The 20,494-nt window shown below is 65.8% G+C and carries 20 protein-coding genes; 14 read left to right on the top strand and 6 right to left on the bottom strand.

The genetic code is table 11. The features are described 5' to 3' along the window. The first annotated feature begins 56 nt into the window (after window positions 1-56). From ACVILH_RS33680 to ACVILH_RS33625, 12 genes are all read left to right on the top strand, one after another. Complete coding sequence (locus tag ACVILH_RS33680; RefSeq protein WP_456717160.1) at window positions 57-2,414, top strand: methyl-accepting chemotaxis protein; 2,358 nt, start codon at window positions 57-59, stop codon at window positions 2,412-2,414. Between the two features lie 55 nt (window positions 2,415-2,469). Then, window positions 2,470-3,294: a CheR family methyltransferase gene (locus ACVILH_RS33675; RefSeq protein ID WP_456716742.1), complete on the top strand. Its 825-nt coding sequence runs from the start codon at window positions 2,470-2,472 to the stop codon at window positions 3,292-3,294. Then, window positions 3,291-3,932 (top strand): chemoreceptor glutamine deamidase CheD, encoded by a 642-nt coding sequence (gene cheD / locus ACVILH_RS33670; protein ID WP_456716741.1) that lies wholly within the window; start codon window positions 3,291-3,293, stop codon window positions 3,930-3,932. Before ACVILH_RS33675 ends, cheD begins: the two co-directional genes overlap by 4 nt. A 10-nt stretch (window positions 3,933-3,942) precedes the next feature. Beyond that, window positions 3,943-5,001, top strand: a complete 1,059-nt coding sequence (locus tag ACVILH_RS33665; protein WP_456716740.1) for a protein-glutamate methylesterase/protein-glutamine glutaminase — start codon at window positions 3,943-3,945, stop codon at window positions 4,999-5,001. A 3-nt stretch (window positions 5,002-5,004) separates the two neighbouring features. Next, window positions 5,005-6,129 (top strand): methyl-accepting chemotaxis protein, encoded by a 1,125-nt coding sequence (locus ACVILH_RS33660; protein ID WP_456716739.1) that lies wholly within the window; start codon window positions 5,005-5,007, stop codon window positions 6,127-6,129. A gap of 9 nt (window positions 6,130-6,138) precedes the next feature. After that, window positions 6,139-6,438 (top strand): STAS domain-containing protein, encoded by a 300-nt coding sequence (locus ACVILH_RS33655; protein WP_456716738.1) that lies wholly within the window; start codon window positions 6,139-6,141, stop codon window positions 6,436-6,438. A 6-nt stretch (window positions 6,439-6,444) separates the two neighbouring features. Beyond that, window positions 6,445-7,083, top strand: a complete 639-nt coding sequence (locus tag ACVILH_RS33650) for an ATP-binding protein (RefSeq protein WP_456716737.1) — start codon at window positions 6,445-6,447, stop codon at window positions 7,081-7,083. After that, complete coding sequence (locus ACVILH_RS33645; protein WP_456716736.1) at window positions 7,080-8,375, top strand: PP2C family protein-serine/threonine phosphatase; 1,296 nt, start codon at window positions 7,080-7,082, stop codon at window positions 8,373-8,375. Before ACVILH_RS33650 ends, ACVILH_RS33645 begins: the two co-directional genes overlap by 4 nt. Continuing rightward, window positions 8,372-8,728, top strand: coding sequence for an Hpt domain-containing protein (locus ACVILH_RS33640; RefSeq protein ID WP_456716735.1), 357 nt, complete (start codon window positions 8,372-8,374; stop codon window positions 8,726-8,728). The genes ACVILH_RS33645 and ACVILH_RS33640 overlap by 4 nt, the downstream gene beginning before the upstream one ends. Next, a complete protein-coding gene (locus tag ACVILH_RS33635; RefSeq protein WP_456716734.1) occupies window positions 8,725-11,082 on the top strand; it encodes an ATP-binding protein in 2,358 nt (785 codons plus the stop codon). Before ACVILH_RS33640 ends, ACVILH_RS33635 begins: the two co-directional genes overlap by 4 nt. Window positions 11,083-11,312: 230 nt before the next feature. Next, window positions 11,313-12,785 (top strand): putative sulfate exporter family transporter, encoded by a 1,473-nt coding sequence (locus ACVILH_RS33630; RefSeq protein WP_456716733.1) that lies wholly within the window; start codon window positions 11,313-11,315, stop codon window positions 12,783-12,785. Window positions 12,786-12,799: 14 nt separating this feature from the next. Then, entirely contained in the window at window positions 12,800-12,952 is a 153-nt protein-coding gene (locus ACVILH_RS33625; protein ID WP_456716732.1) for a hypothetical protein, read from the top strand. Between the two features lie 73 nt (window positions 12,953-13,025). Here the strand turns inward: ACVILH_RS33625 and ACVILH_RS33620 are convergent, their stop codons facing one another. The 6 genes from ACVILH_RS33620 to ACVILH_RS33595 form a co-directional block, all read right to left on the bottom strand. Continuing rightward, complete coding sequence (locus tag ACVILH_RS33620) at window positions 13,026-14,642, bottom strand: rhodanese-like domain-containing protein (protein WP_456716731.1); 1,617 nt, start codon at window positions 14,640-14,642, stop codon at window positions 13,026-13,028. After that, a complete protein-coding gene (locus ACVILH_RS33615) occupies window positions 14,602-15,189 on the bottom strand; it encodes a cysteine dioxygenase (RefSeq protein WP_456716730.1) in 588 nt (195 codons plus the stop codon). Before ACVILH_RS33615 ends, ACVILH_RS33620 begins: the two co-directional genes overlap by 41 nt. 82 nt (window positions 15,190-15,271) lie before the next feature. Beyond that, a complete protein-coding gene (locus ACVILH_RS33610; RefSeq protein WP_456716729.1) occupies window positions 15,272-15,433 on the bottom strand; it encodes a hypothetical protein in 162 nt (53 codons plus the stop codon). A 92-nt stretch (window positions 15,434-15,525) separates the two neighbouring features. Then, the gene (locus tag ACVILH_RS33605; RefSeq protein ID WP_456717159.1) at window positions 15,526-16,044 is read right to left on the bottom strand and encodes a hypothetical protein; all 519 of its coding nucleotides are present in this window, start codon (window positions 16,042-16,044) and stop codon (window positions 15,526-15,528) included. A 2-nt stretch (window positions 16,045-16,046) separates the two neighbouring features. Then, window positions 16,047-16,427, bottom strand: coding sequence for a hypothetical protein (locus ACVILH_RS33600; protein WP_456716728.1), 381 nt, complete (start codon window positions 16,425-16,427; stop codon window positions 16,047-16,049). A gap of 173 nt (window positions 16,428-16,600) precedes the next feature. Next, the gene (locus tag ACVILH_RS33595; protein ID WP_456717158.1) at window positions 16,601-17,005 is read right to left on the bottom strand and encodes a nuclear transport factor 2 family protein; all 405 of its coding nucleotides are present in this window, start codon (window positions 17,003-17,005) and stop codon (window positions 16,601-16,603) included. A 135-nt stretch (window positions 17,006-17,140) separates the two neighbouring features. Here ACVILH_RS33595 and ACVILH_RS33590 point away from each other — a divergent pair, with 135 nt between their 5' ends. Then, window positions 17,141-18,748 (top strand): flavin monoamine oxidase family protein, encoded by a 1,608-nt coding sequence (locus ACVILH_RS33590; protein WP_456716727.1) that lies wholly within the window; start codon window positions 17,141-17,143, stop codon window positions 18,746-18,748. Window positions 18,749-18,773: 25 nt separating this feature from the next. Then, a complete protein-coding gene (locus ACVILH_RS33585; RefSeq protein WP_456716726.1) occupies window positions 18,774-20,492 on the top strand; it encodes an ATP-binding protein in 1,719 nt (572 codons plus the stop codon). Window positions 20,493-20,494 lie beyond the last annotated feature (2 nt).

The following is a 20,494-nucleotide window of genomic DNA, read 5'->3' as shown; positions in this document are numbered from 1 at the left end:
AACTCATTTTTGGAATCGACGAGACCGCCATGAGCGACACTTTCGAGGAGAACATCATGCAGGACTTCACCACGGACGGCGCTCCCGCAGACGGCGCGACGAAGAAGACGCGGCCGCGCAGCAGCCGTCCGCGTCCCGCTGCCGCCAAGGCCCCCGCTGCGGCCGCGCCTCGCGCTGCCGCTCGCGACGACCAGATGGCCGCGGTGGTCGAGAAGGTCACCAGCGCCGTGATGCTGGTCGATAGCGATCTCAACATCACCTACCTCAACCAGGCATCGAAGCAGTTGTTCGGCCAGCACCTCACCGAATTCCGCAAGGTGTGGCCGAGCTTCGATCCCGGCGCGATGATCGGGACCTGCATCGACATTTTCCATCGCAACCCCGCGCATCAGCGCACGATGCTGGCCAATCCGGCCAATCTGCCGTTCAAGACCGACATCACGGTCGGGCCGCTGAAGATCTCGCTCAACGTCAATGCGATGCGCAACGCGCAAGGCGTCAGCCAGGGCTTCATGCTGGAATGGGCTGATGTCACCGACATCCGCAGCCAGTCCTCCCAGCTCGCCGCCATCGATCGCTCGCAGGCGATGATCATGTTCTCGCTCGACGGCACCATCCTCGACGCCAACGAGAACTTCCTGCGTACGCTCGGCTACTCGCTCGCCGAGATCAAGGGACAGCATCACTCGATGTTCGTCGATCCGAGCTATCGGTTGTCGCCCGAGTACCGGATGTTCTGGGACAAGCTCGGCCGCGGTGAATACGATGCCGGCCAGTACAAGCGGATCGGCAAGGGCGGCCGCGAGGTCTGGATCCAGGCGAGCTACAATCCGATCCTGGACCAGTCGGGCAAGCCGTTCAAGGTGGTGAAATACGCCACCGACATCACCGAGGCCGTGATCCGCAACGCCGACTACAGCGGGCAGATCGACGCCATCAACAAGGCGCAGGCGGTGATCCAGTTCTCGCTCGACGGCAAGATTCTCGACGCCAACGACAACTTCCTGAACACGATCGGCTACTCGCTCGCCGAGGTGAAGGGCCAGCATCATTCGATCTTCGTCGATCCCGTCCAGCGCAGCGCGCCGGAATATCGCATGTTCTGGGACAAGCTCGCGCGCGGCGAATACGACGCCGGCCAGTATCGTCGGATCGCCAAGGGCGGCCGCGAGATCTGGATCCAGGCGAGCTACAATCCGATCATGGGCCCTGACGGCAAGCCATTCAAGGTCGTGAAGTATGCGACCGACGTGACCGAGCAGGTCAAGGCGTCGCAGGCGCTCCAGGCGGCGGTGCGGCAGACCCAGGCGGTGGTCGATGCCGCCAAGAACAATGACCTGCGCGAGCGTATTCCGGTCGAGGGCATGAGCGGCGAGATCGCGATGCTCTGCGGCGGCGTCAACGGCCTGCTGGATACGATGTCGTCGATCCTGTCCGACGTGCTGGAGAGCTCGCAGACGCTGTCGAGCGCAGCGCGCGAGATCGCCAACGGCAACACCGACCTGTCGCAGCGCACCGAGGAGCAGGCGGCCAGCCTCGAAGAGACGGCGGCCAGCATGGAGGAATTGACCTCGACGGTGCGGCAGAATGCCGAGAATGCACAGCAGGCCAACAAGCTCGCATCGTCCGCATCCGATGTCGCAATCAAGGGGGGCTCAGTGGTCGCCGAGGTCGTGCAGACCATGGACGGCATCACCCATGCAAGCCGCAAGATCGCCGACATCATCGGCGTGATCGACGAGATCGCGTTCCAGACAAACATCCTTGCGTTGAACGCCGCGGTCGAGGCCGCCCGCGCCGGCGACCAGGGCCGCGGCTTCGCAGTCGTTGCGGCCGAGGTACGCAACCTCGCGCAGCGCAGCGCCAATGCGGCGAAGGAGATCAAGGGCCTGATCTCGGATTCGGTCTCCAAGGTGGAGTCCGGCTCGCGCCTGGTCGACACCGCCGGCAAGACGATGGAGGAGATCGTGCAGTCGGTGAAGCGCGTCACCGACATCATGGCCGAGATCTCGGCGGCCTCGCAGGAGCAGCGCGGCGGCATCGAGCAGGTCAACAATGCCGTCACCCAGATGGACAAGGTCACGCAGCAGAACGCCGCGCTGGTCGAGGAAGCGGCGGCCGCCGCCAAGTCCATGGAGGAGCAGACCGAGACCATGGCCGAGATGGTCGGCCGCTTCATGGTGCTGCCGGAGTTCGACCGCGGCCGTCCCTATGCGGCCAAGACCGGCAATCCGGTCGTCGACCGCTCGCTCGGCAACGGCAAGGACAAGCTCGCGGCGATGCGCAGCCCTGTCGCCAAGCCCGCGCCCGCCGCTCCGATGCGTACACCGTCTCCTCCGCCTCGCAACTCGGACGGCGACACGTCACGCCGACGTGTCGTCGGTGCCGGCGATGTGGATTGGAAGGAATTCTGAGCCGTAGGGGCGCCCCCGTTCGCACGGGGGCGCTTCGCCGAAGGCCAGGGAGATCATGGTGCAGGAACAATACGCGCTCGAGGACAAGGACTTTCGCAAGCTGTCGAAGCTTGTGATGGATACTGCCGGCATCGTGCTGAGCGAGCGCAAGCGGGCCTTCATTCATGGACGGCTCGGCCGCCGGCTGCGCGCGCTCGGCCTGTCCAACTTCTCGCAATACTGCCGTCTGCTCGAAAGCAACAAGGGCGACGACGAGCTGCGGAACTTCATCAACGCGGTCACCACCAACCACACCAACTTCTTCCGCGAAGCGCATCATTTCGACTATCTCGCGCGGGTCATCTTGCCTGCGCTGGTGCACGACAATGCCGATCGCGAGCGCGTGCGGATCTGGTCAGCCGGCTGCTCGACGGGCGAGGAGCCCTACAGCATCGCGATGACCGTGGCTGCGGGCCCGCGGATCCTGTTGGATTGGGATCTGAAGATCCTCGCCACCGATCTGGACACCAACGTGACGGCTCACGCCGCGGAGGGTGTCTATGAGCTGGATCGGACGACGAGCATTCCCGACGCCCATCGCAAGCGCTTCACGCGAATGCGCGACGGCAATGTCATCATGAACGACGAGCTGTGCGATCTCATCACATTCGCCAATCTCAATCTGCTCGGCCCGTGGCCGATGTCCGGGCCGTTCGACGTCATCTTCTGCCGCAACGTGGTGATCTATTTCGACAAGCCAACGCAGATGCGGCTGTTCGACCGCTACGCGGATATCCTCAAGCCGGACGGCTGGCTGATCATTGGCCATTCGGAGAACCTGCTCGGCGTCACCGACCGCTTCGAGCTGGTCGGCCGAACGATCTACCGGAGGATCCGATGACCAAGTCCAGGACCAGACGGGAGACATCATCGGCGGGAGCGGAGATCGAGGATCTGTCCAGCGGCAGCCGCCGCTACCGCGACAGCCGTTTCGATGCGGTGGCCGTCAAGGTGTTTCCCGGCGCGCACTACGTCACCGATGCCGAAGACGAGATGCTGGTCACCATCCTCGGCTCCTGCGTGGCGGCCTGCATCCGCGATCCCAAGACCAAGGTCGGCGGCATGAATCACTTCATGCTGCCGGAGAATTTCGGCACCTGGGGCAATGCCTCGGACAGCATGCGCTACGGCAACGTCGCGATGGAGCGGCTGATCAACGATGTGCTCGCGCGCGGTGGCGCGCGCCGCCGGCTCGAGATCAAGGTGTTCGGCGGCGCCAACGTGCTCAACGGCGTCGCCAAGGTCGGGCATCGCAATGCTGATTTCGTCGAGGAGTACCTGGCGGCCGAAAACCTGCCGATCGCCGCGAGCCATCTCCGCGGCTCGCTGCCGCGCCGAATCCATTATTTCCCTGCGACCGGCCGCGTGATGCTGCTCGAGCTGCCGCGCATCGAGCACGAGGCACTGGTCCGCCACGAGACGTCCTACAAATCCAAGATCCAGGTCGAGCCTGTCGCCGGGTCCGTCGAGCTTTTTTGAGGCAGTGCATATGAGTGCCATTCGCGTTCTGATCGTCGACGACTCCGCCTTCGTGCGTCAGGTTCTGACCGACATTCTGTCGAGTGACCCAGGAATCGATGTCGTGGGTGCTGCGCCGAACCCGATCGTGGCGCGCGACATGATCAAGTCGCTGAACCCCGACGTCCTGACGCTCGACATCGAGATGCCGCGCATGGACGGCCTCGCCTTTCTCGACAAGATCATGACATTGCGTCCAATGCCGGTGCTGATGATCTCGTCGCTGACGCAGAAGGGCGCCGACACCGCCGTCCGCGCGCTGGAGATGGGCGCATTCGATTGCGTGGCCAAGCCCGTGATTGGCCTGGTGGAGGGCCTGCCGGCCATGCGCAACGAGATCGTCAGCAAGGTCAAGGCAGCGGCGACGGCAAAGATCCGCGCCCGGCCGGGGGAGCAGGTCACGCCGATTCAGCGGCCCGGCGTCTCCTACAATTCCTCGGAGAAGATCGTTGCGATCGGCGCCTCGACCGGCGGCGTCGAGGCGCTGCAGGAGCTCCTGATGGCATTCCCTTCGGATGCGCCGGCGGCCGTCGTCACGCAGCACATGCCGGCGATGTTCACTGCGTCCTTCGCCAGCCGGCTGAACCAGCTCTGCGCCGTGACGGTGAAGCAGGCCGTGAGCGGCGAGCGCGTGCTGCCCGGCCACGTCTATATCGCGCCGGGCGGCTTTCACATGGAGCTCGCGCGCAACGGCGCCAACTATGTCTGCCGTGTTCATGACGAGCCGGCGGTCTCCGGGCATCGGCCCTCCGTGGACGTTCTGTTCCGGTCGGTGGCGCATGCGGCCGGGCCTAACGCGGTCGGTGTCATCCTGACCGGCATGGGGCGGGATGGTGCGGTCGGTCTGTTGGAGATGCGTTCGGCCGGCGCGCCGACGATCGGACAGGACGAGGCGAGCTGCGTCGTCTACGGCATGCCGAAGGCGGCGCGCGAGTGCGGGGCGGTCGAGACCGAGCTGCCGCTTAACAAGATTGCCGATCAGGTGCTGAGGCGGTGCGAGTCGCTCGCTGGCCGCGGCGTCAGGGTGTAGCCGATGTTCGGTTGGAAGCAGAGCAGCGCAGCAGCAGCACGGCCCCCAAATCCCGAGCCGCCGGCGCCGCTGGCCCCGGAGTCCGGATCCAAGCATGACGAGCTGTTGCAGCGGTGGATGTCGTTCGCCGGGATGCAGCAGCGCGTCATCAGGACGCTGGTCGGCGAGATCAAACACACCTCCGCCGTCGTGGAGACCGAGGCGGACAATCTGAGCAGCCGGTTTCAACGTCTGGCGGTCTGCGCCGGACAGCAGACCGAACGGGTCGAGAGCCTGAGCAAGCTTGCGATCGGCATCGAGGTCGACGGCGAGGCGGTGGCGATCGACCGCATTGCCGGCCTGCTCGAGGAGACCTTGAGCGACGTCGTCGAGAAGATCCTGTTGCTGTCGAAGGACGCCATGTCGATGGTCTACGCGCTGAGCGAGCTCAACGCGAACGTCAACCGCGTCGACAGCTGCATGGAGGAGCTGAACAAGATCAACAAGATCACCAACATGCTAGCGCTCAATGCCCGGATCGAGGCGGAGCGGGCCGGAACGGCGGGCGCGGCCTTCCGGGTGGTCGCCGGCGAGGTGCGCGAGCTCTCGGGCGCGACGCAGCGGCTGTCGGTCGACATGGACACCGAGCTGAAGGCGGTCACCGAGGGCATCGCCAACGGCCATGCGACGTTGCAGCGCGTCGCGACCATCGACATGTCGCAGAACCTGATGGCCAAGGACCGGCTCGAGGTGCTGATGAATGCGTTGATCCAGCGCAGCGGCAACCTGACCGAGGTGGTCGCCGAGGCGATGCGGGAGGCCGAGGTGATCTCCGCCGACGTCGCCGGCATGGTGACCGGAATCCAGTTCCAGGACCGGACGCGGCAGCGGCTCGAGCATGTCGTCGATACGCTGCGCGTGGTCGACGAGGCGCTCGACGAATTGAAGACGACCACGGCGGAGACGCTCGATACGCCTGTGATCGAGACGACCACCGACAATGAGTGGGTGAAGGCGATGCTCGATCGCTTCACGCTGGGCGAGCTGAGGTCGCGGTTCGTCGCGCAGATCATCGAGGGCAAGCAGCCGGTCGATCACGGCGATGTTGCCGCTGCTCAAACCGAGACCGGAACGGTCGAACTCTTCTAGGAGGCTTTCATGCAGATGCAGATCGATCGGGCGGGCGGACAGATTGCCATGAGCGGCGAGTTCACCTTCACCGACCATATCCCTTTCAAGCAGATGGTCACCGAGATCTTTGCGTCTCCCGGCAGGTCCGTGGTGATCGATTTGTCGAAGCTCGATTTCATCGACTCCGCCGGACTGGGCATGCTGCTGCTGGCGCGGGACGAGGCGAAGAAGAGCGATCGGGAGCTGATCCTCCGCCGCCCGAGTGGCCAGGTGAAACGCATGTTCTCGGTCACCAAGTTCAACACGCTCTTCAAGGTCGAGGAGTGACGTCCGATGTGCGTGTCGGTCGATGAGCCGGTTGACGCGGATGCGCTCGTCTCGTGCTGGAACGGCGTCTCCGAGGAGACGCTGACGGCGGCGCTCGCATCTCCCGTGCGGCAATGCATCGAAGCCGACCTCCTCGATCGTTGTGGCGATGGTCGTGACGGCGGGCCGGCCGGCGGCGATCGCCTGAGCCTGGTCGTCACGACCCGCTCCGCCTATCGCCATTCGATCGTGAGGACGTTCGTGGAGGCGCTGCGCACGCGGCTGCCGCTGACCGAGGATCTCAGGATCAGGATCTACAGCGCGGCGCAGGAAGCACTGATGAATGCCGTGCTCCACGGCAATCTGCGGATCGACGGCGAGCTGCGCGGCAGTCTCGATGGCCTGATCGCGGCGCAGGAGATCATCGAGAGCAGGCTGGATTCGCCTGAGATGGGCGGCGCCGTCATCCGTCTCGATGCGGCCTGGACTGCAACCTGCGTCGAGATCACGATCCGCGACAGCGGCGACGGCTATGACTACAGCGGCGTGCGCCCGGCAGCCGAGGACGGCGCCTCGGGACGCGGGCTCGAGATTCTCCAGGTCTTCTCCGATGCGGTCACGGTGCTGAACGGCGGCACGACGGTGCGGCTGGAGTTTCACCGATGAGCCCGGTCATGAACACGGCCGAGACCGCGGTCGACGAGCGGGTCGTGCCGGAAGGGCTCGAGGACGCAAGAATCCTGATCGCCGACGACGACCCGCTGTGCCGGCGCCTTGTCGCCGGCGTGCTGCGCGGGCAGAAGTTCACCAATATCGAGTTTGCCGAGGGTGGGCTGTCGGCGATGGAGCAGGTGCGCCGCTTTCGGCCCGACCTGCTGCTGCTCGACATGCAGATGCCGGATATGAGCGGGCTGGAGGTCTGTCGCCAGATCCGCGCCCAGCCCGATTTCGCCGATGCGCCGATCCTGGTGCAGACCGCCACCGTCGATCGCAAGAGGATGGGCGAGCTGTTCTCCGCCGGCGCCTCGGATTTCCTGTCCAAGCCGATCAACCCGTCGGAGCTGATCGCGCGCGTCGTCGTGCATCTCGAGCGCTGGAACTCGCTGCGCGCCTTGCGCGACTATCGCGAGCGCATCTCGCGCGAGCTCGAAGCGGCCCGCCGCATGCAGGTCGAGCTGCTGCCGGATCCCATCACCCTGCAATGGGCGGCCCGCACGGCCGAGTTGCGGATCGCGAGCTACAACAGGTCGTCCTCGGAGCTTGGCGGCGATCTCTGGGGCATGCTGCCGATCAACAATGGCGCGTTCGGAATCTTTCTCGCCGATTTCACGGGCCACGGCATCAATGCGGCCCTGAATACGTTTCGTCTGCATGCGCTGATCCATGAATACAAGGGCCTGCACGACGATCCCGGCGCATTGCTGTCGATGCTGAACGAGCGTCTCGTCCGCCTGCTGCGCGTCGGACAATTCGCGACGTTCATGTATGTCGTCGTCGATCATCGCGCCGGCGTCTTGAAATGCGCCTCCGCGGGCGCGCCGCCGGCGCTTCTCGTCCAGGGAGCGAACGGTCGCGCGCGCCTCTGCGACAGCAGCGGCTTTCCGCTCGGGGTCGAGCGCGGCGTGCGCTATCGCACCTCGCGGCGCAAGTTTCCGCCGGGCTCGCTGCTGCTGCTGTTCAGCGACGGTCTTTCCGAGTTTCCGCATGCGAGCGGAGGGCGGATCGGCGACGACGGCCTGCAGGCCGCGCTCGATGCTTGCGGACCTGCGCTCACGCCGCAGGAGGTCATCCAGCGGCTCTGCGCGACGGCCGGAATGACTGACAGTTGCCCGCTGCCCGACGACACGACGATCGTGTGCCTCGACCGGCGCGCGAGCTCGCGCCCTCGCGTCGAGGCCGTGCGCGATCGCGCCACGACGCAGCTGGCGACGAGCGTCCTGCGGAGGACGGTGACGTGACGGTCGTCGCCAACGTCCCGCTGATCGATCAGGACCAGCTCGAGCTGCTGCAAGCCGCGCTCGATCCGGCCGAGCTGCGGGCGATGCTCGCCGCACTTCCCGCCGCCGCCGACGAGGGGCTCGCCGCCATCGAGGCCGCGCTCGCGGCCCGCGATCTGCCTGACGTCCGCAAGGCGGCCCATGTCCTGAAAGGCTCATCGTCGAGCCTCGGTGCCGCACGGCTGGCCGAGCTGGCGCGGATGATCGAGCTCGATCTGGCCACGGCCGAGGAGATTGCCGCGTATCTGCCGCTCCTGGGCGAGACCATCGGCGCCACGACCGATGCGCTGACGCGAGCCGCGGAAAACGTATGAGCCCCGCAGACTCCAACGATACGCGCGCCGTGTCCCTCGCTGATATCACCGGTGGCCAGCGGCAAGCGCCGGTTGCCGCCGAGCCGCGCGCAATGCTCCGGACGGTAGTCACGTCAGTCGTGACCGCCTCGCTCACCATCATGGCTGTCGAGCAGATCACAGATCTCCAACACGACTGGATCGTCGCGCTGCTGATGCTGGCGGTCGCCGCCATCACCATCATGGTGGTGCTGACGTCGATGCTGATTCGCAACAGCCGTCAGGCGCTGGCGATGGCGGAGGCCCTGCGGCGGCAGAACGAGCAATTGGCGCAGACGACGAAGCTGCTCAACGAAGCGCAACGGGTCGGCCGCCTCGGCCATTGGATGACCGTGGAGGACGACGACTCCGCGGTCTGGTCGGAGGAGCTGTTCGAGATCACCGGCCTGGAGCCGTCGCCCAGCATCTCTTTCGCCACCATGGCCGAGATCATCCACCCGGAGGACGTGAGCAACTACATCCGCGCCAGGGATCGCGCGCGCGCAACCGGCGGCGCGCTGAAGCAGGACCTGCGCATCGTCCGTCCGGACGGCGAGATCCGCTGGATCCGCGTGGTAGCTGATCCGATGGATGACCTCGGCAGCGGCTTCCGCGAACGCTTCGGCATCGTCCAGGATATCACCGAGCGCAAGCTCGCCGAGATCGCCGCCGATCAGGCGCGGCAGCTGCTGGTCGATGCGATCGAGGCGCTGACCAAGGGATTCGTGCTGTTCGACAAGGACGACCGCTTCGTGCTGTCGAACACGCGGTTCCGGGAGATGTTTCCGGGCTGGGCGTCGCTGATGCGGCCCGGCATCTCGTTCACCGACGTGCTGCGCAAGGCGCATGAGCACGGGCTGATGCGTCCAAAGGGCGACGGATTTGAGGACTGGCTCGCGCGCAAGCGCGCCTGGCACCTCGGCGGCAGCCGGATGGTCGAGCATCGCGAGCTCAACGGACGCTGGATCCAGAGCGTCGATCACCGAATCTCAGACGGCGGCACCGTTTGTCTGATGACCGACATCACCGCCTTCAAGACGGTCCAGGCGGAGCTCGAGCAGAAGCTCGCTTATGTCGAAGCGATCCGTTCCGACCTCGAGCGGCAGACGCGCGAACTGGAGGCGACCGGGGCCGAGCTGCGCGCCGCGCGTGATGCCGCAGAAGCCGCCAACCGCGCCAAGTCCGACTTCCTCGCGATCATGAGCCACGAGATCAGGACGCCGCTGAGCGGCATGGTCGGCATGATCGAACTGTTGCGGGGGACCTCGCTGACCGAGGAGCAGAAGCGCTACACAGTGCTCGCCAAGGAATCCGCGGAGCTGCTGCTCGAGGTGATCAACGACATCCTCGACTTCTCCAAGCTCGAAGCGGGCCGCCTGCAATCGGAATGCATCGACTTCGATGTGCCGAACCTGGTCGAGAGCGCGGCCTCTTTCATGGGTGAGAAGGCCAGGAAGCGCAGTCTCGATCTCACGGTCAGCCTGGCGCCGGGCCTGCCGCGCTTCCTCAAGGGCGATCCGACGCGAATCCGGCAGGTGATGCTGAACCTGACCGCCAACGCCATCAAGTTCACCGAGCAGGGCTCGATCGAGCTGCGTGCTGCTCATCACGAGCAGGGCGACGGCGCGATCGTGCTCCGCATCGAGGTGATCGACACCGGGATCGGCATGTCGGCGGAGATCCAGGCCCAGATCTTCGATCCGTTCGTTCAGGCCGACACCTCGATCTCGCGCAAATATGGCGGCAGCGGTTTGGGGCTCGCGATCTGCAAGCAGCTCTGCGCCATCATGGGCGGCAGCATCGGCGTCGACAGCGAGCCCGGCCGCGGCAGCCGCTTCTGGTTCGAAGCCATGTGCCAGCCCGGCGAGGAGCCGCTGCTCCAGGGCGAGCCGGTCATGCTGTCAGCGGACCGTCCGCTCGAGATTCTCGTCGCCGAGGACAGCCCGATCATCGCCACCTTGATTCACAGCCTGCTAGTGAAGCAGGGATACAGACCGACCATGGTCGACAATGGCGTCAAGGCGGTCGCGGCGGTCTCCGAGAAACACTACGATCTCGTGCTCATGGACGTGCAGATGCCGGAGATGGACGGCATCTCCGCAACCCAGGCGATCCGCCAGCTGCCGGGCGCGGAGCGCCATGTTCCGATCATCGCGCTGACCGCCAACGCGCTGGTCGGCCAGCGCGAGACCTATCTCGCCGCCGGCATGAACGACTACGTCACCAAGCCGATCCAGCCGCCGCTGCTGTTCGACGCCATCCGCCGCTGGGCGCTGCCGCAATATGCCGACGCCCCGCCGCTGCAGCCCGGCCGCCTCGACATGTTCGTGTCTTAGCACCGTTTCCAGTATGGCCGGTGCTGATGGCGCGGGCGCGGACGTCCTCGCGTGCCAGGTGCGGACGCGAAAGCAAGAATTTGCCACGTTCGGCGTCTAACGGAATGTGATTATACTCCAGTTCTTGGGAAGAAAGAAATTCTGTAAGATTGCGACTTTCCCACGACACGACTTTGATGGCGGCATCATTGGCGCTGGCCGCGCGGCTTGTCGCGCGGGAGGAAAGATCGATGTCGGATGTTGCAATCAGTCAGGCCGGGCAGGCCGTCTCGAAGGGAAGCTTGACGGAGGACTGGCTGGCGCTGGTGCTCGGCTTTCTCGTCTTCGCGCTCTCTCTGTTCGGCCTGGGCGGCATCGATCTGCTCGGCTGGGCGGTCACCACCTCGGTCTACACGGATCTCGGCAAGGCGCTGGCGCCGGTCGCCAAGGGCTACGCGGCGCTCGGCGGTCTCGGCTCGCTCGTCGTGACCTACGCGTCGCTGCTGGTCGTTCTCACTGCAGGCGTCGCGGCCCTCGGTGGCAACATCAAGCGTTTCATGCTCGCCTTCACGGTCGTGTTCGCCATCGCCTATGCCAGTTGGATCGTCGGCAGCTACGCCTATATCGCCGTGGTTACACCGGCCGATCAGCAGAAATTCGGCATCGCTTGGTCGCTGAAGCTGACCAATGAGGGCGGCTTCATCGTCGCGCTTGCCTCTGGCCTCGTCATTGCAAACGTGTTTCCGCGCTTCGCCGAATGGTTGAAGGAAGCGATCCGGCCGGAGCTCTACATCAAGATAGCAATCGTCATCCTTGGCGCGACCATTGCGGTGACCGCGGCCGGCCGGCTCAATCTCGCCTCGTCGATCCTGCTGCGCGGCGTCGCCGCGATCATCGAGGCCTATCTGATCTACTGGTCGGTAGTGTATTTCGTCGCCCGCAAATGGTTCGGCTTCAGCCGCGAATGGTCGGTGCCGCTGGCCTCGGGCATCTCGATCTGCGGCGTCGCCGCGGCGATCGCCACCGGCGGGGCCATCCGCGCGCGGCCGTCGGTGCCGATCCTGGTGTCGTCGCTCGTTGTTGTGTTCGCGGTGGTCGAGATCCTGATCCTGCCGTTCCTGGCGCAGACCTTTCTGTGGCAGGAGCCGCTGGTCGCAGGAGCCTGGATGGGCCTCGCCATCAAGACCGACGGCGCCGCCGTCGCGGGTGGCGGCATCACCGAGTCGCTGATCCTGGCCAAGGCCGCCGCCGAGGGCATCAAGTATCAGCCTGGATGGATCCTCGCGACGACGGCGACGGTGAAGGTCTTCATCGACATCTTCATCGGCATCTGGGCCTTCATCCTCGGCTACATCTGGACCAACCACATCACGCCGCGCAGCGACAGGGCAAAGGTCGGCGAGATCTGGGAGCGCTTTCCGAAATTCATCCTGGGCTTCGTCGCGGTGTTCGCGATCTCGCTGTGGCTCGCGACCGGAACGTCTCAGGACGTCGCCAAGGCGCTGCCGGCGGCGGCCAACGAAGCCAACGTGTTCCGGGTGATCTTCTTCATCCTGACCTTCTTCTCGATCGGCGTGCTCTCCGACTTCCGGAGGCTGTGGCAGGACGGCTTCGCCAAGCTCGCGGCGGTCTATGTGGTGAGCCTGTTCGGCTTCGTGATCTGGGTCGGGCTGCTGATTTCCTGGCTGTTCTTCAGCGGCTTCAAGCCGCCGCTCGCCAGCTGACCGGGAGAGTTGTCATGTCGTCATCCGAATTCAAGACCGAAGCGGCCCGCGAGGTCGAGCCGCTGCTGCCGATCGAGAAGAAGCTGATCGGCTACAGCCTCGGCCTCGGCATCGTGCTGCTTGTCATCTTGGTCGCGATCAACCACCTGTTTCCGGTGCAGCTCTGACGCGACGGCGATTTGAACGTCGGGTGGGCGAAGCGCCGCCGTGAGGCGGCACGTGCCCACCTCCATTGTCGAACTACACGACGTGGAAGTTCGAGACCGAGTCGTTGGCGAGCTGGGCGACGAGCTGCAGCTCCCAATCGATGTAGGCCTGCATCGCCTCGGCGGCATTGTCGGTCCCCTCATAGGGGCGCTTGTAGACATCGTCGGGCGGCGAGATCCACGACTGCCGATCCGTTTCGAGCGCATGGCCGGCTTGCGTCCACGCCCGGGTGCCTCCGGTGAGCACGTGCAGCGGCCGCGTCGTCGCAAGGCGCGCGTCGGCCAATGCGAAGGCGGCTTCATCACCGTCGCTGCTCGTCAGCACCAGCGGGCCGTCGCCGGGCAGCTTCGCCAGATCCGTCGCGAAGCGCGATGCCAGGACGAAATGCGCGCCCGCAATGTGTCCGGCCTTGTAGCTCGGGCTGCGCGTGAGATCGATGATCGTCCACGCGTGCCGGTTGGCCGCCAGCTCGGCGACATCGATCGCCGCGGTGCCGATGTCCGGCAGGGCCGGACGGCGCGGCGCGCGGATCGTGGTCTCGGTGGCGGCCACCACATCCGGCCCGATGATCGATGCATCCCAGCCCATTTGCGTCAGCCAGGACGCAGTCATGCGCGCGCGCACGCCGTCATCATCGAACAGCACCAGGCGCGCGCCGCGCACGGCGACCCATTCGTCGGTCGCCTGCACCAGCTGACCGCCCGGCGCCGACGCGAAGCCGGCCGGATGGCCGGCGGCATGTTCCTCGGGCGTGCGAACGTCGAGGCAATGCAGCGTCCGCGTGCCGGCCTCGGCCTGATAGCGCGCGAAGGTCGCGGCATCGAGCACCTTGACGCCGACGCGCTCGGCCCACGCCTTGGCGTCGGCCAGCGCCGCCGCGTAGCTCGCCTGTGGCCGCTCCAGCATGCGCGCGGTCCTGCCGCGCTCGACCTGATGGCCGGCGAGCGTCCAGCCGATCGTGCCGTTGCGCAGCGCGTACACCTTGTTGCGCAGGCCGGCATTGATCAGCGACTGCGTGCCGATGATCGAGCGCGTGCGTCCGGCGCAATTGACGATGATCGTGGTGTCCGGCGACGGCGCGATCTCGCGCGCCCGGAAGGCGAGCTCGCCGCCGGGCACGCTGACGCCGCGCGGAATGCTCATGGTGCGGTATTCCTCGAAGCGCCGGGCATCGAGCACGACGAGATTGCTCTCGCGCTCGATCAGCGCCTTGGCTTCGTCAGCCGACAAGGACGGCGTATGCCGGATGGCCTCGACCAGCTCGCCGAACGCCTTGCTCGGCACGTTGACGTCGCGGAACACCTCGCCGACCCGCGCATAGCCCGATAGCCCATCCTCGAGAACGCTCACATCGGTATAGCCGAGTGCGCGGATGCGCGGCACGGCGCGCGCGGCGTAGCCTTCGCCGTCATCATAAACGACGATCGGGGCGGTCAGCCGCGGGATGAGATCGAGGAGACGCAGCTCGATCTGCGACAGCGGCAGCGACACCGCGAAGAACGGATGCGACAGAGAGTAGGGACCCTCCTCGCGGACATCCAGCAGAGCCACCTCTTCCTGAGCGCGCCAGCGTCGCCGCAGCTCGGTCGGTGTGATGACTGCGACGTCATCAAGCGTTGCGGTCGGGCCAGAGATTGGGGACGCTGTCATTCGAATATCCGGAAATGAAGTCGCTGGCGGCGCCGGTGGCAGGATCATACACCGCGCGACGGATGCGGCCGATATTGCCGCCATAGACGTGGATGCTGATCGAGGAGCGGTCCGCCAGACCGTTGGAGATGGCGTGGATGTCGCCAATCCTTGGCGACACCGCGGCGGTTTGTCCAGCCCGCAGCCGCTCCGGCGGCTCGCCGTGGAGGCGGCCGTCCGGCCCCGGCGCATAGCTCACCGAGCTCTCCTCGCCGCGCAGCACGCCGACCAGGCCCCAGACGCGGTGATCATGCACCGGCGTGCCCTGGCCCGGGCCCCAGACGAAGCTAACGATCGAGAAACGGTCCAGCGGATCGGCATAGAGCAGATATTGCCGGTAGCGGTGGCCGTCGGCCACGGCGTAGGCCTCGGGCAGCCAGTCGTCATGGGTGACCAGCTCCTTCAGTCTGGGAGCAAGGACGGCCAGCAGCTCGGACTCCTGTGTCGTGGTTGCGACGAGGCGTGCGGTGTCGGCGACGAAGTCGCGGAGACGCGCGATGTCGGTCATGTCGGGGACTCGTGTGGTGTTGAAGGATGCGAGCGCTGATATTCGCTCGGACGCTGCTATCCGCTCAGACGCTCTTATCTGCTCAGACGTGGGGACCGAGCATCGCGATGTAGAACAGGTCCTCCTGCGACAGCTCGCCGGCCGGACGCCGGACGATGAGCTCGCGCCGGATCGCGTCGGACCCAGTCCGCCGTTGCGGTCGCAATTGACCAAGCCAGACGCCGAACCACGAGACGTAGCGCATCACAGTCTCCGCGCGATTGCATCACTCAAAAGCTAACATGCTGCGACCGTCATCGAACAGAGCCGGTCGCGGCACGGATGCAGTTTGACAAATCATGCTCGCTGAAACGCAGCGTCGGAAAATTCTTTTTCCGCATCATGCAGGTCACGCGGCACCGCTTCTCCGATCGTCGTGTCGGGGGCGGCATTCCGTCCCATCAGGCTCTCCGACCAATGGGTGCGGAAGGCCATCCATGAGGCGTGATCCTGGAACGCGACCTCCGCGGACCACTCGACCGTGACGGCGCCGCTCGGCCAATAGCGTTCCCGATCATGCCAGCACACCACCGGCCAGCGCGGATTGCGATAGGAGCGGCCGGTCTCGTCGTGCAGCGACGGCCGGCCGAGATGCTCGATCAACCAGGACATCACCTCGGGCAGGAACGTCGCGGCGAACGAGACGCCGTGGCGACCGAGCCGCTGCGGCATGCGCATGATGCGCTGGTCGATGATGGCGAAGGCCGGCGGCACGGCGCCGACATTGAACTGCCGGATCATCAGCACGCGGAAGCCGCAGTCGCACAACTCGGCCGGCACGGCATGAATCGCGGTGGGTTGAAGTGGAGCCGTCATGTTCATACCAGTGCTCCCTTCGCCTGTTCGAGCAAGTGGTCGGGTGAGAGTATGGCGCCGTCACGCTGGACGATGACGCCGAAGGCCGTTGCAAGAGCGGCGCACACCGCGAGCGCTGCCGCCTGTTCGCGCGGATCGCCGCCCCATTTGAATGTCATCATGACGTCGCGCGCGTCGTTGCGGAGCGCGGAGCAGTCTGCGAAGCGCAGATCGAAACCCGAATCCTCGCCGTCGAGCGTGCACGGCAGATAGCCGTCGGTCTTGAACGGCGCATAGTCATGGTCGATCGTGAGCGCGAAGGGCAGACGGTCGATGGCCTGCTGCAGCGCTGATCGGGCCGGCACATCACTGCGCTTCAAATAGGCGGTCAGTACGCGTGCCATCTCCGTCTCCCGTCCGATGTCTCACGGTGGCCTGCGCGATGCTGTTGGCAGCGCGCGGTGACCTCGCGCGAATACGGAGATCCGGCCGTATCCGACGCTTCGACAATCAACAATCTCCGACATTGCTGCCGGTCAGGGAGAGCAGATCAAGTTTCGTGCCAAACGCACGACGATCAGTGCAGGCTGTGGCCGTCCGTATCATCGTCCGGCGTTGCGAGCTGCGCGATCGGGCTGGATTGATGATGGACCATGCGCCAGCCGCCATCGATCCGCGCGAAGTGATTGGCCGCGGCCAAAGCAGCGCCGTCGACCAGCTCGATGCACAGCACGTGGCCGTGATCGCCGTCGACGATCGCGTGGGGATCTGCGCAGACGATCTGCGGACGGCTCGGATTGCCGAGGATGTCGCGCCAGCTGCCGATCACGGCGGCGCGGCCGACGATCGCCGGCCAGCCCGGATGAATGCAGGAGATGCCGTCGCGATCGGCCCAGAGCGAGGCGAGCGCGGGGAAATCACCGGCCGCGAAGGCTGCGTAGAAGGCCGCATTGGCGGCCAGGATCTGGCTCTCGTCGCTCATCGGGATGAGGTGGGACAGCCCCTTGCGAAAATCAAGCAATGTTTGGAATCGCACACGCTGGGCTCACAAAAACTTGCAAGCTTCTTGCAAGACCTCGTCGAGATGACATCGCAACGCATCAATCGGGGTCCTGTCATGCTTGAAACGGCCATTGTCGGCGGCGGAGTGTGCGGAATGGCACTCGCGCGCAGCCTGCAGCAGCGCGGCGGCACGTTCGCCTTGTTCGAAGCCCGACATCGCCTGGGCGGCCGTGTGCTGTCGGCCAGGAGCCAAGCGGGGCTCGCGCTCGATCTCGGTCCGACCTGGTTCTGGCCCGAGACCCAGCCGCTGCTGACCGGCCTGATCGCCGAGCTGGGGTTGTCGCATTTCGCCCAGCATGACGACGGCACGGTGCTTCACCTGAAGGAGGCCGACAAGACGGCGGAACAGATCAGCGGCCCACCGGTCCACCAGGGCGCGCGCCGGCTGTCCGGCGGCATGGCCCGGCTGATCGAGGCGCTGGCGCGCGAGCTGCCGCCGGCCACCATCCATCTCGGCCATGAGCTGATGCGCATCGTCGATTGCGGCACGCATGTCCGGCTGATCTTCGCCACCGAGACGGAGTCGGTCGCCATCGAGGCGAAGCGCGCCGTGCTGGCGCTGCCGCCGCGGCTCCTGATCGATCATGTCGGCTTCTTTCCGGCGCTCGATGATGCGACCTTCGAGGCGATGCGCAACGCCGAGACCTGGATGGCCGCGCAGGCCAAGGTCGTGATCGCCTATCAGCAGGCGCATTGGCGCGACAAGGGCCAGTCGGGCAACGCCTTCGTCAGTCACGAGCAGGCCGTGGTCGGCGAGATCTACGACGCCTGCGACGAGGGCGGCGACCGCGCCGCGCTGGGCGGCTTCCTCGCGTTTTCGCCCGATCTGCGCGAGGCCTTCAACGTCGGCCTGCCGATGTTGATGGACAGCCAGATGGTGCAGCTGTTCGGCGCGGCGCTGGACGGCGGCGAGCAGCACTACCAGGATTGGGCGACCGAGCGCTTCACCTGCAGCGCGCTGGATCGGACCACGCCGCGCGGCGAGCACAGCGAGATTGCCAATCCGATGCTGCGGCGCGCGCTGTGGGAAGGACGGCTGCATCTCGGCGGCGCCGAGACCGCAAGCCATGCCGCCGGCTATCTCGAAGGCGCCGTGAACGCGGCCAGGCGCATCGAGCGGGCGCTCGCGTGCGCTGCCACCGAGACCTCGGGGCGCGCGGCGGGAGTCGGCGAGGGGCTGTCCGGCAACGCCACGAGCCTCGCCTGGTTCGCCTCCTGGGTCACAGCGCAACGCGATGCGGCCTTCGACGATTACCGGCAGCGGCTCAACCGCAGCCTCGCCACGCAGCAGCGCGAGCAACTGACGCAGCTCGCCGTGCTCGGCGCGATGGAGCAGGTGTTTGCGGCGGCGCTGCAGGTGCTGGATGCGCTGACCCTGGACATGCGCGACGTCGCGGTCGAGCGCGGCCGCTCGGCGCTGATGCCGGAGATCCAGAGGCCGTTCCGCGACGTCATGCAGTCGCTGCTCGACGATGCCATAGCCTTCAACCGCACCTCCTGCGCGCTGTCGAACTTCCCGTTCGAGCACAAGCCGTCGAAGGACTACGTGCAGACCATCCTGCGCGACATCGCCGCCGCCTGGCAGGAGTTCTCGCTCGCCGCCAATCGCCTGCTGCTGGCGAAGGGCGAGGCGGCCCGGCAGCCGACGAGCGTGTCGTCGTGACCGAGGCACGGATGAGGGACGAGCGATGAAGCTGCAGATCGAGCGTCCGATCATCGAGGCGATGGCGACCGCCTTTCCGCATCTCGCCTCGCTGACGGAGCAGCTACGCTTCGGCGACAAGGTCGAGGTCAACCTCGCGCAGCTCGCGACCGCCGAGCTCGATTTCCTGCGCGACAGCTACCAGCAGGCGGGCCCCGAATGGCACGCCCGCGCCGCGCATATCGCAACCCTGCAGCGCGCCTTCAGCGATTCCGGCACGCGCTTTGCGGAAAACGAGCTCGAGCAGGTGCTGCCGGCGATCGCACGCTATCTGATCTCCGGCGCCATCCGCGGCTGGATGTTTACCGCCAACGTCGCCAGCCGGCCGCTGCCTTATGTCGTGACCCGGCTCGACTACACCGCGCCGTCGAACGACGAGGCGGGCCGCGTCTTCATCGAGCTCAAGGCCAACGCCAAGGGCGCGATCACGACATCGACGCTACGGATCTCCGTCGGCGACATCGTCGGCCGGACCGTGGCCGAGATCTTCGCCGCCAAGGGCTTTCTCAAGGAAACGCCCGAGCTGATCGCCGCTCATGACGAGACCGCCGAGCGCTACTTCGCCTGGCGCGGACGGTATGGCGCGCAGTTCTCCGGCCGCGGCATCGGCTTTTTCGCGGATGATCCGAACGCGTCGCATCGCGACATGGACTGGTCGCGCAAGGACGTCATCGTGCTGTCCTCCGGCGGAGGCTCGGCGCGGCTCGTCAACGACGAGGGCATCCTGACCGAGCGTGCGCTGACGCTGGAGGTGACCGGCGACATCCTCGGGCAATATCTGCGCAAGGCGGCCAAGAGCAATCTCTACGATGCCGAGCAGGAGGTCGAGGAGTCCAAGGCGGCGATCCCGAAAGGCGTCTTCTGCCGCGTTCCCGTGCATCCGTACATGCTGATGTTCCATCTCGACCTGCACCATTATCTCTGGGTGCACGCCGACGACATGACGCCTTACGCCTATCAGCCCGAGCTGAAGCAGAAGCTGGTGCTGCCGGAGGAGCAGACCGACCTGATCGACATCCTCACCGCCGAGATGGACCTGCTGATGGACGACATCGTCGCCGGCAAGTCGGGCGGCACCACTGTGCTGTGCGCGGGCCCGCCCGGCGTCGGCAAGACGCTGACGGCAGAGGTCTATGCCGAGATCATCGGCCGGCCGCTCTATCGCGTGCATTCCGGCCAGCTCGGTCTCAATGTCGCGGCGATGGAGGGCGCGCTGAAGGATGCGTTGACGCGCGCGCAGCGCTGGGGCGCGGTCATGCTGATCGACGAGGCCGATGTCTACATCAAGCGGCGCGAGGACGACATGACGATGAACGCCGTCGTCGGCGTGTTCCTGCGCGTGCTCGAATATTTCAACGGTCTCTTGTTCCTCACCACCAACCGCATCGACGACATCGATGAAGCGATCGTTTCGCGCTGCATCGCGCTGATCAAGTTCCAGGCGCCGGACGCCGAGGCGCGGGGCCGGATCTGGCGGGTGATGTGCGATCAGTTCGGGCTGACGGTCGAGACCGCGGTGATCGCGCAACTGGTGGAGACCTTCCCCGGCGCGTCGGGGCGCGACATCAAGGGCCTGGCCAAGCTGGTCGCCAAATATTGCCACCACAAGAGCGTCCGGCCGACGATTGCGGTCTTCCGCCGCTGCGCCATCTTCCGCGGCATCGACCTCGGCGATCACGAGCAGCTCGTGGAGGCCGCGGAGTAGAT

The sequence above is a fragment of the Bradyrhizobium sp. USDA 4353 genome, assembly GCF_054063215.1.
Note: the sequence above shows the minus strand (reverse complement) of the source record. Positions and strands in the feature narration are given on the sequence as shown.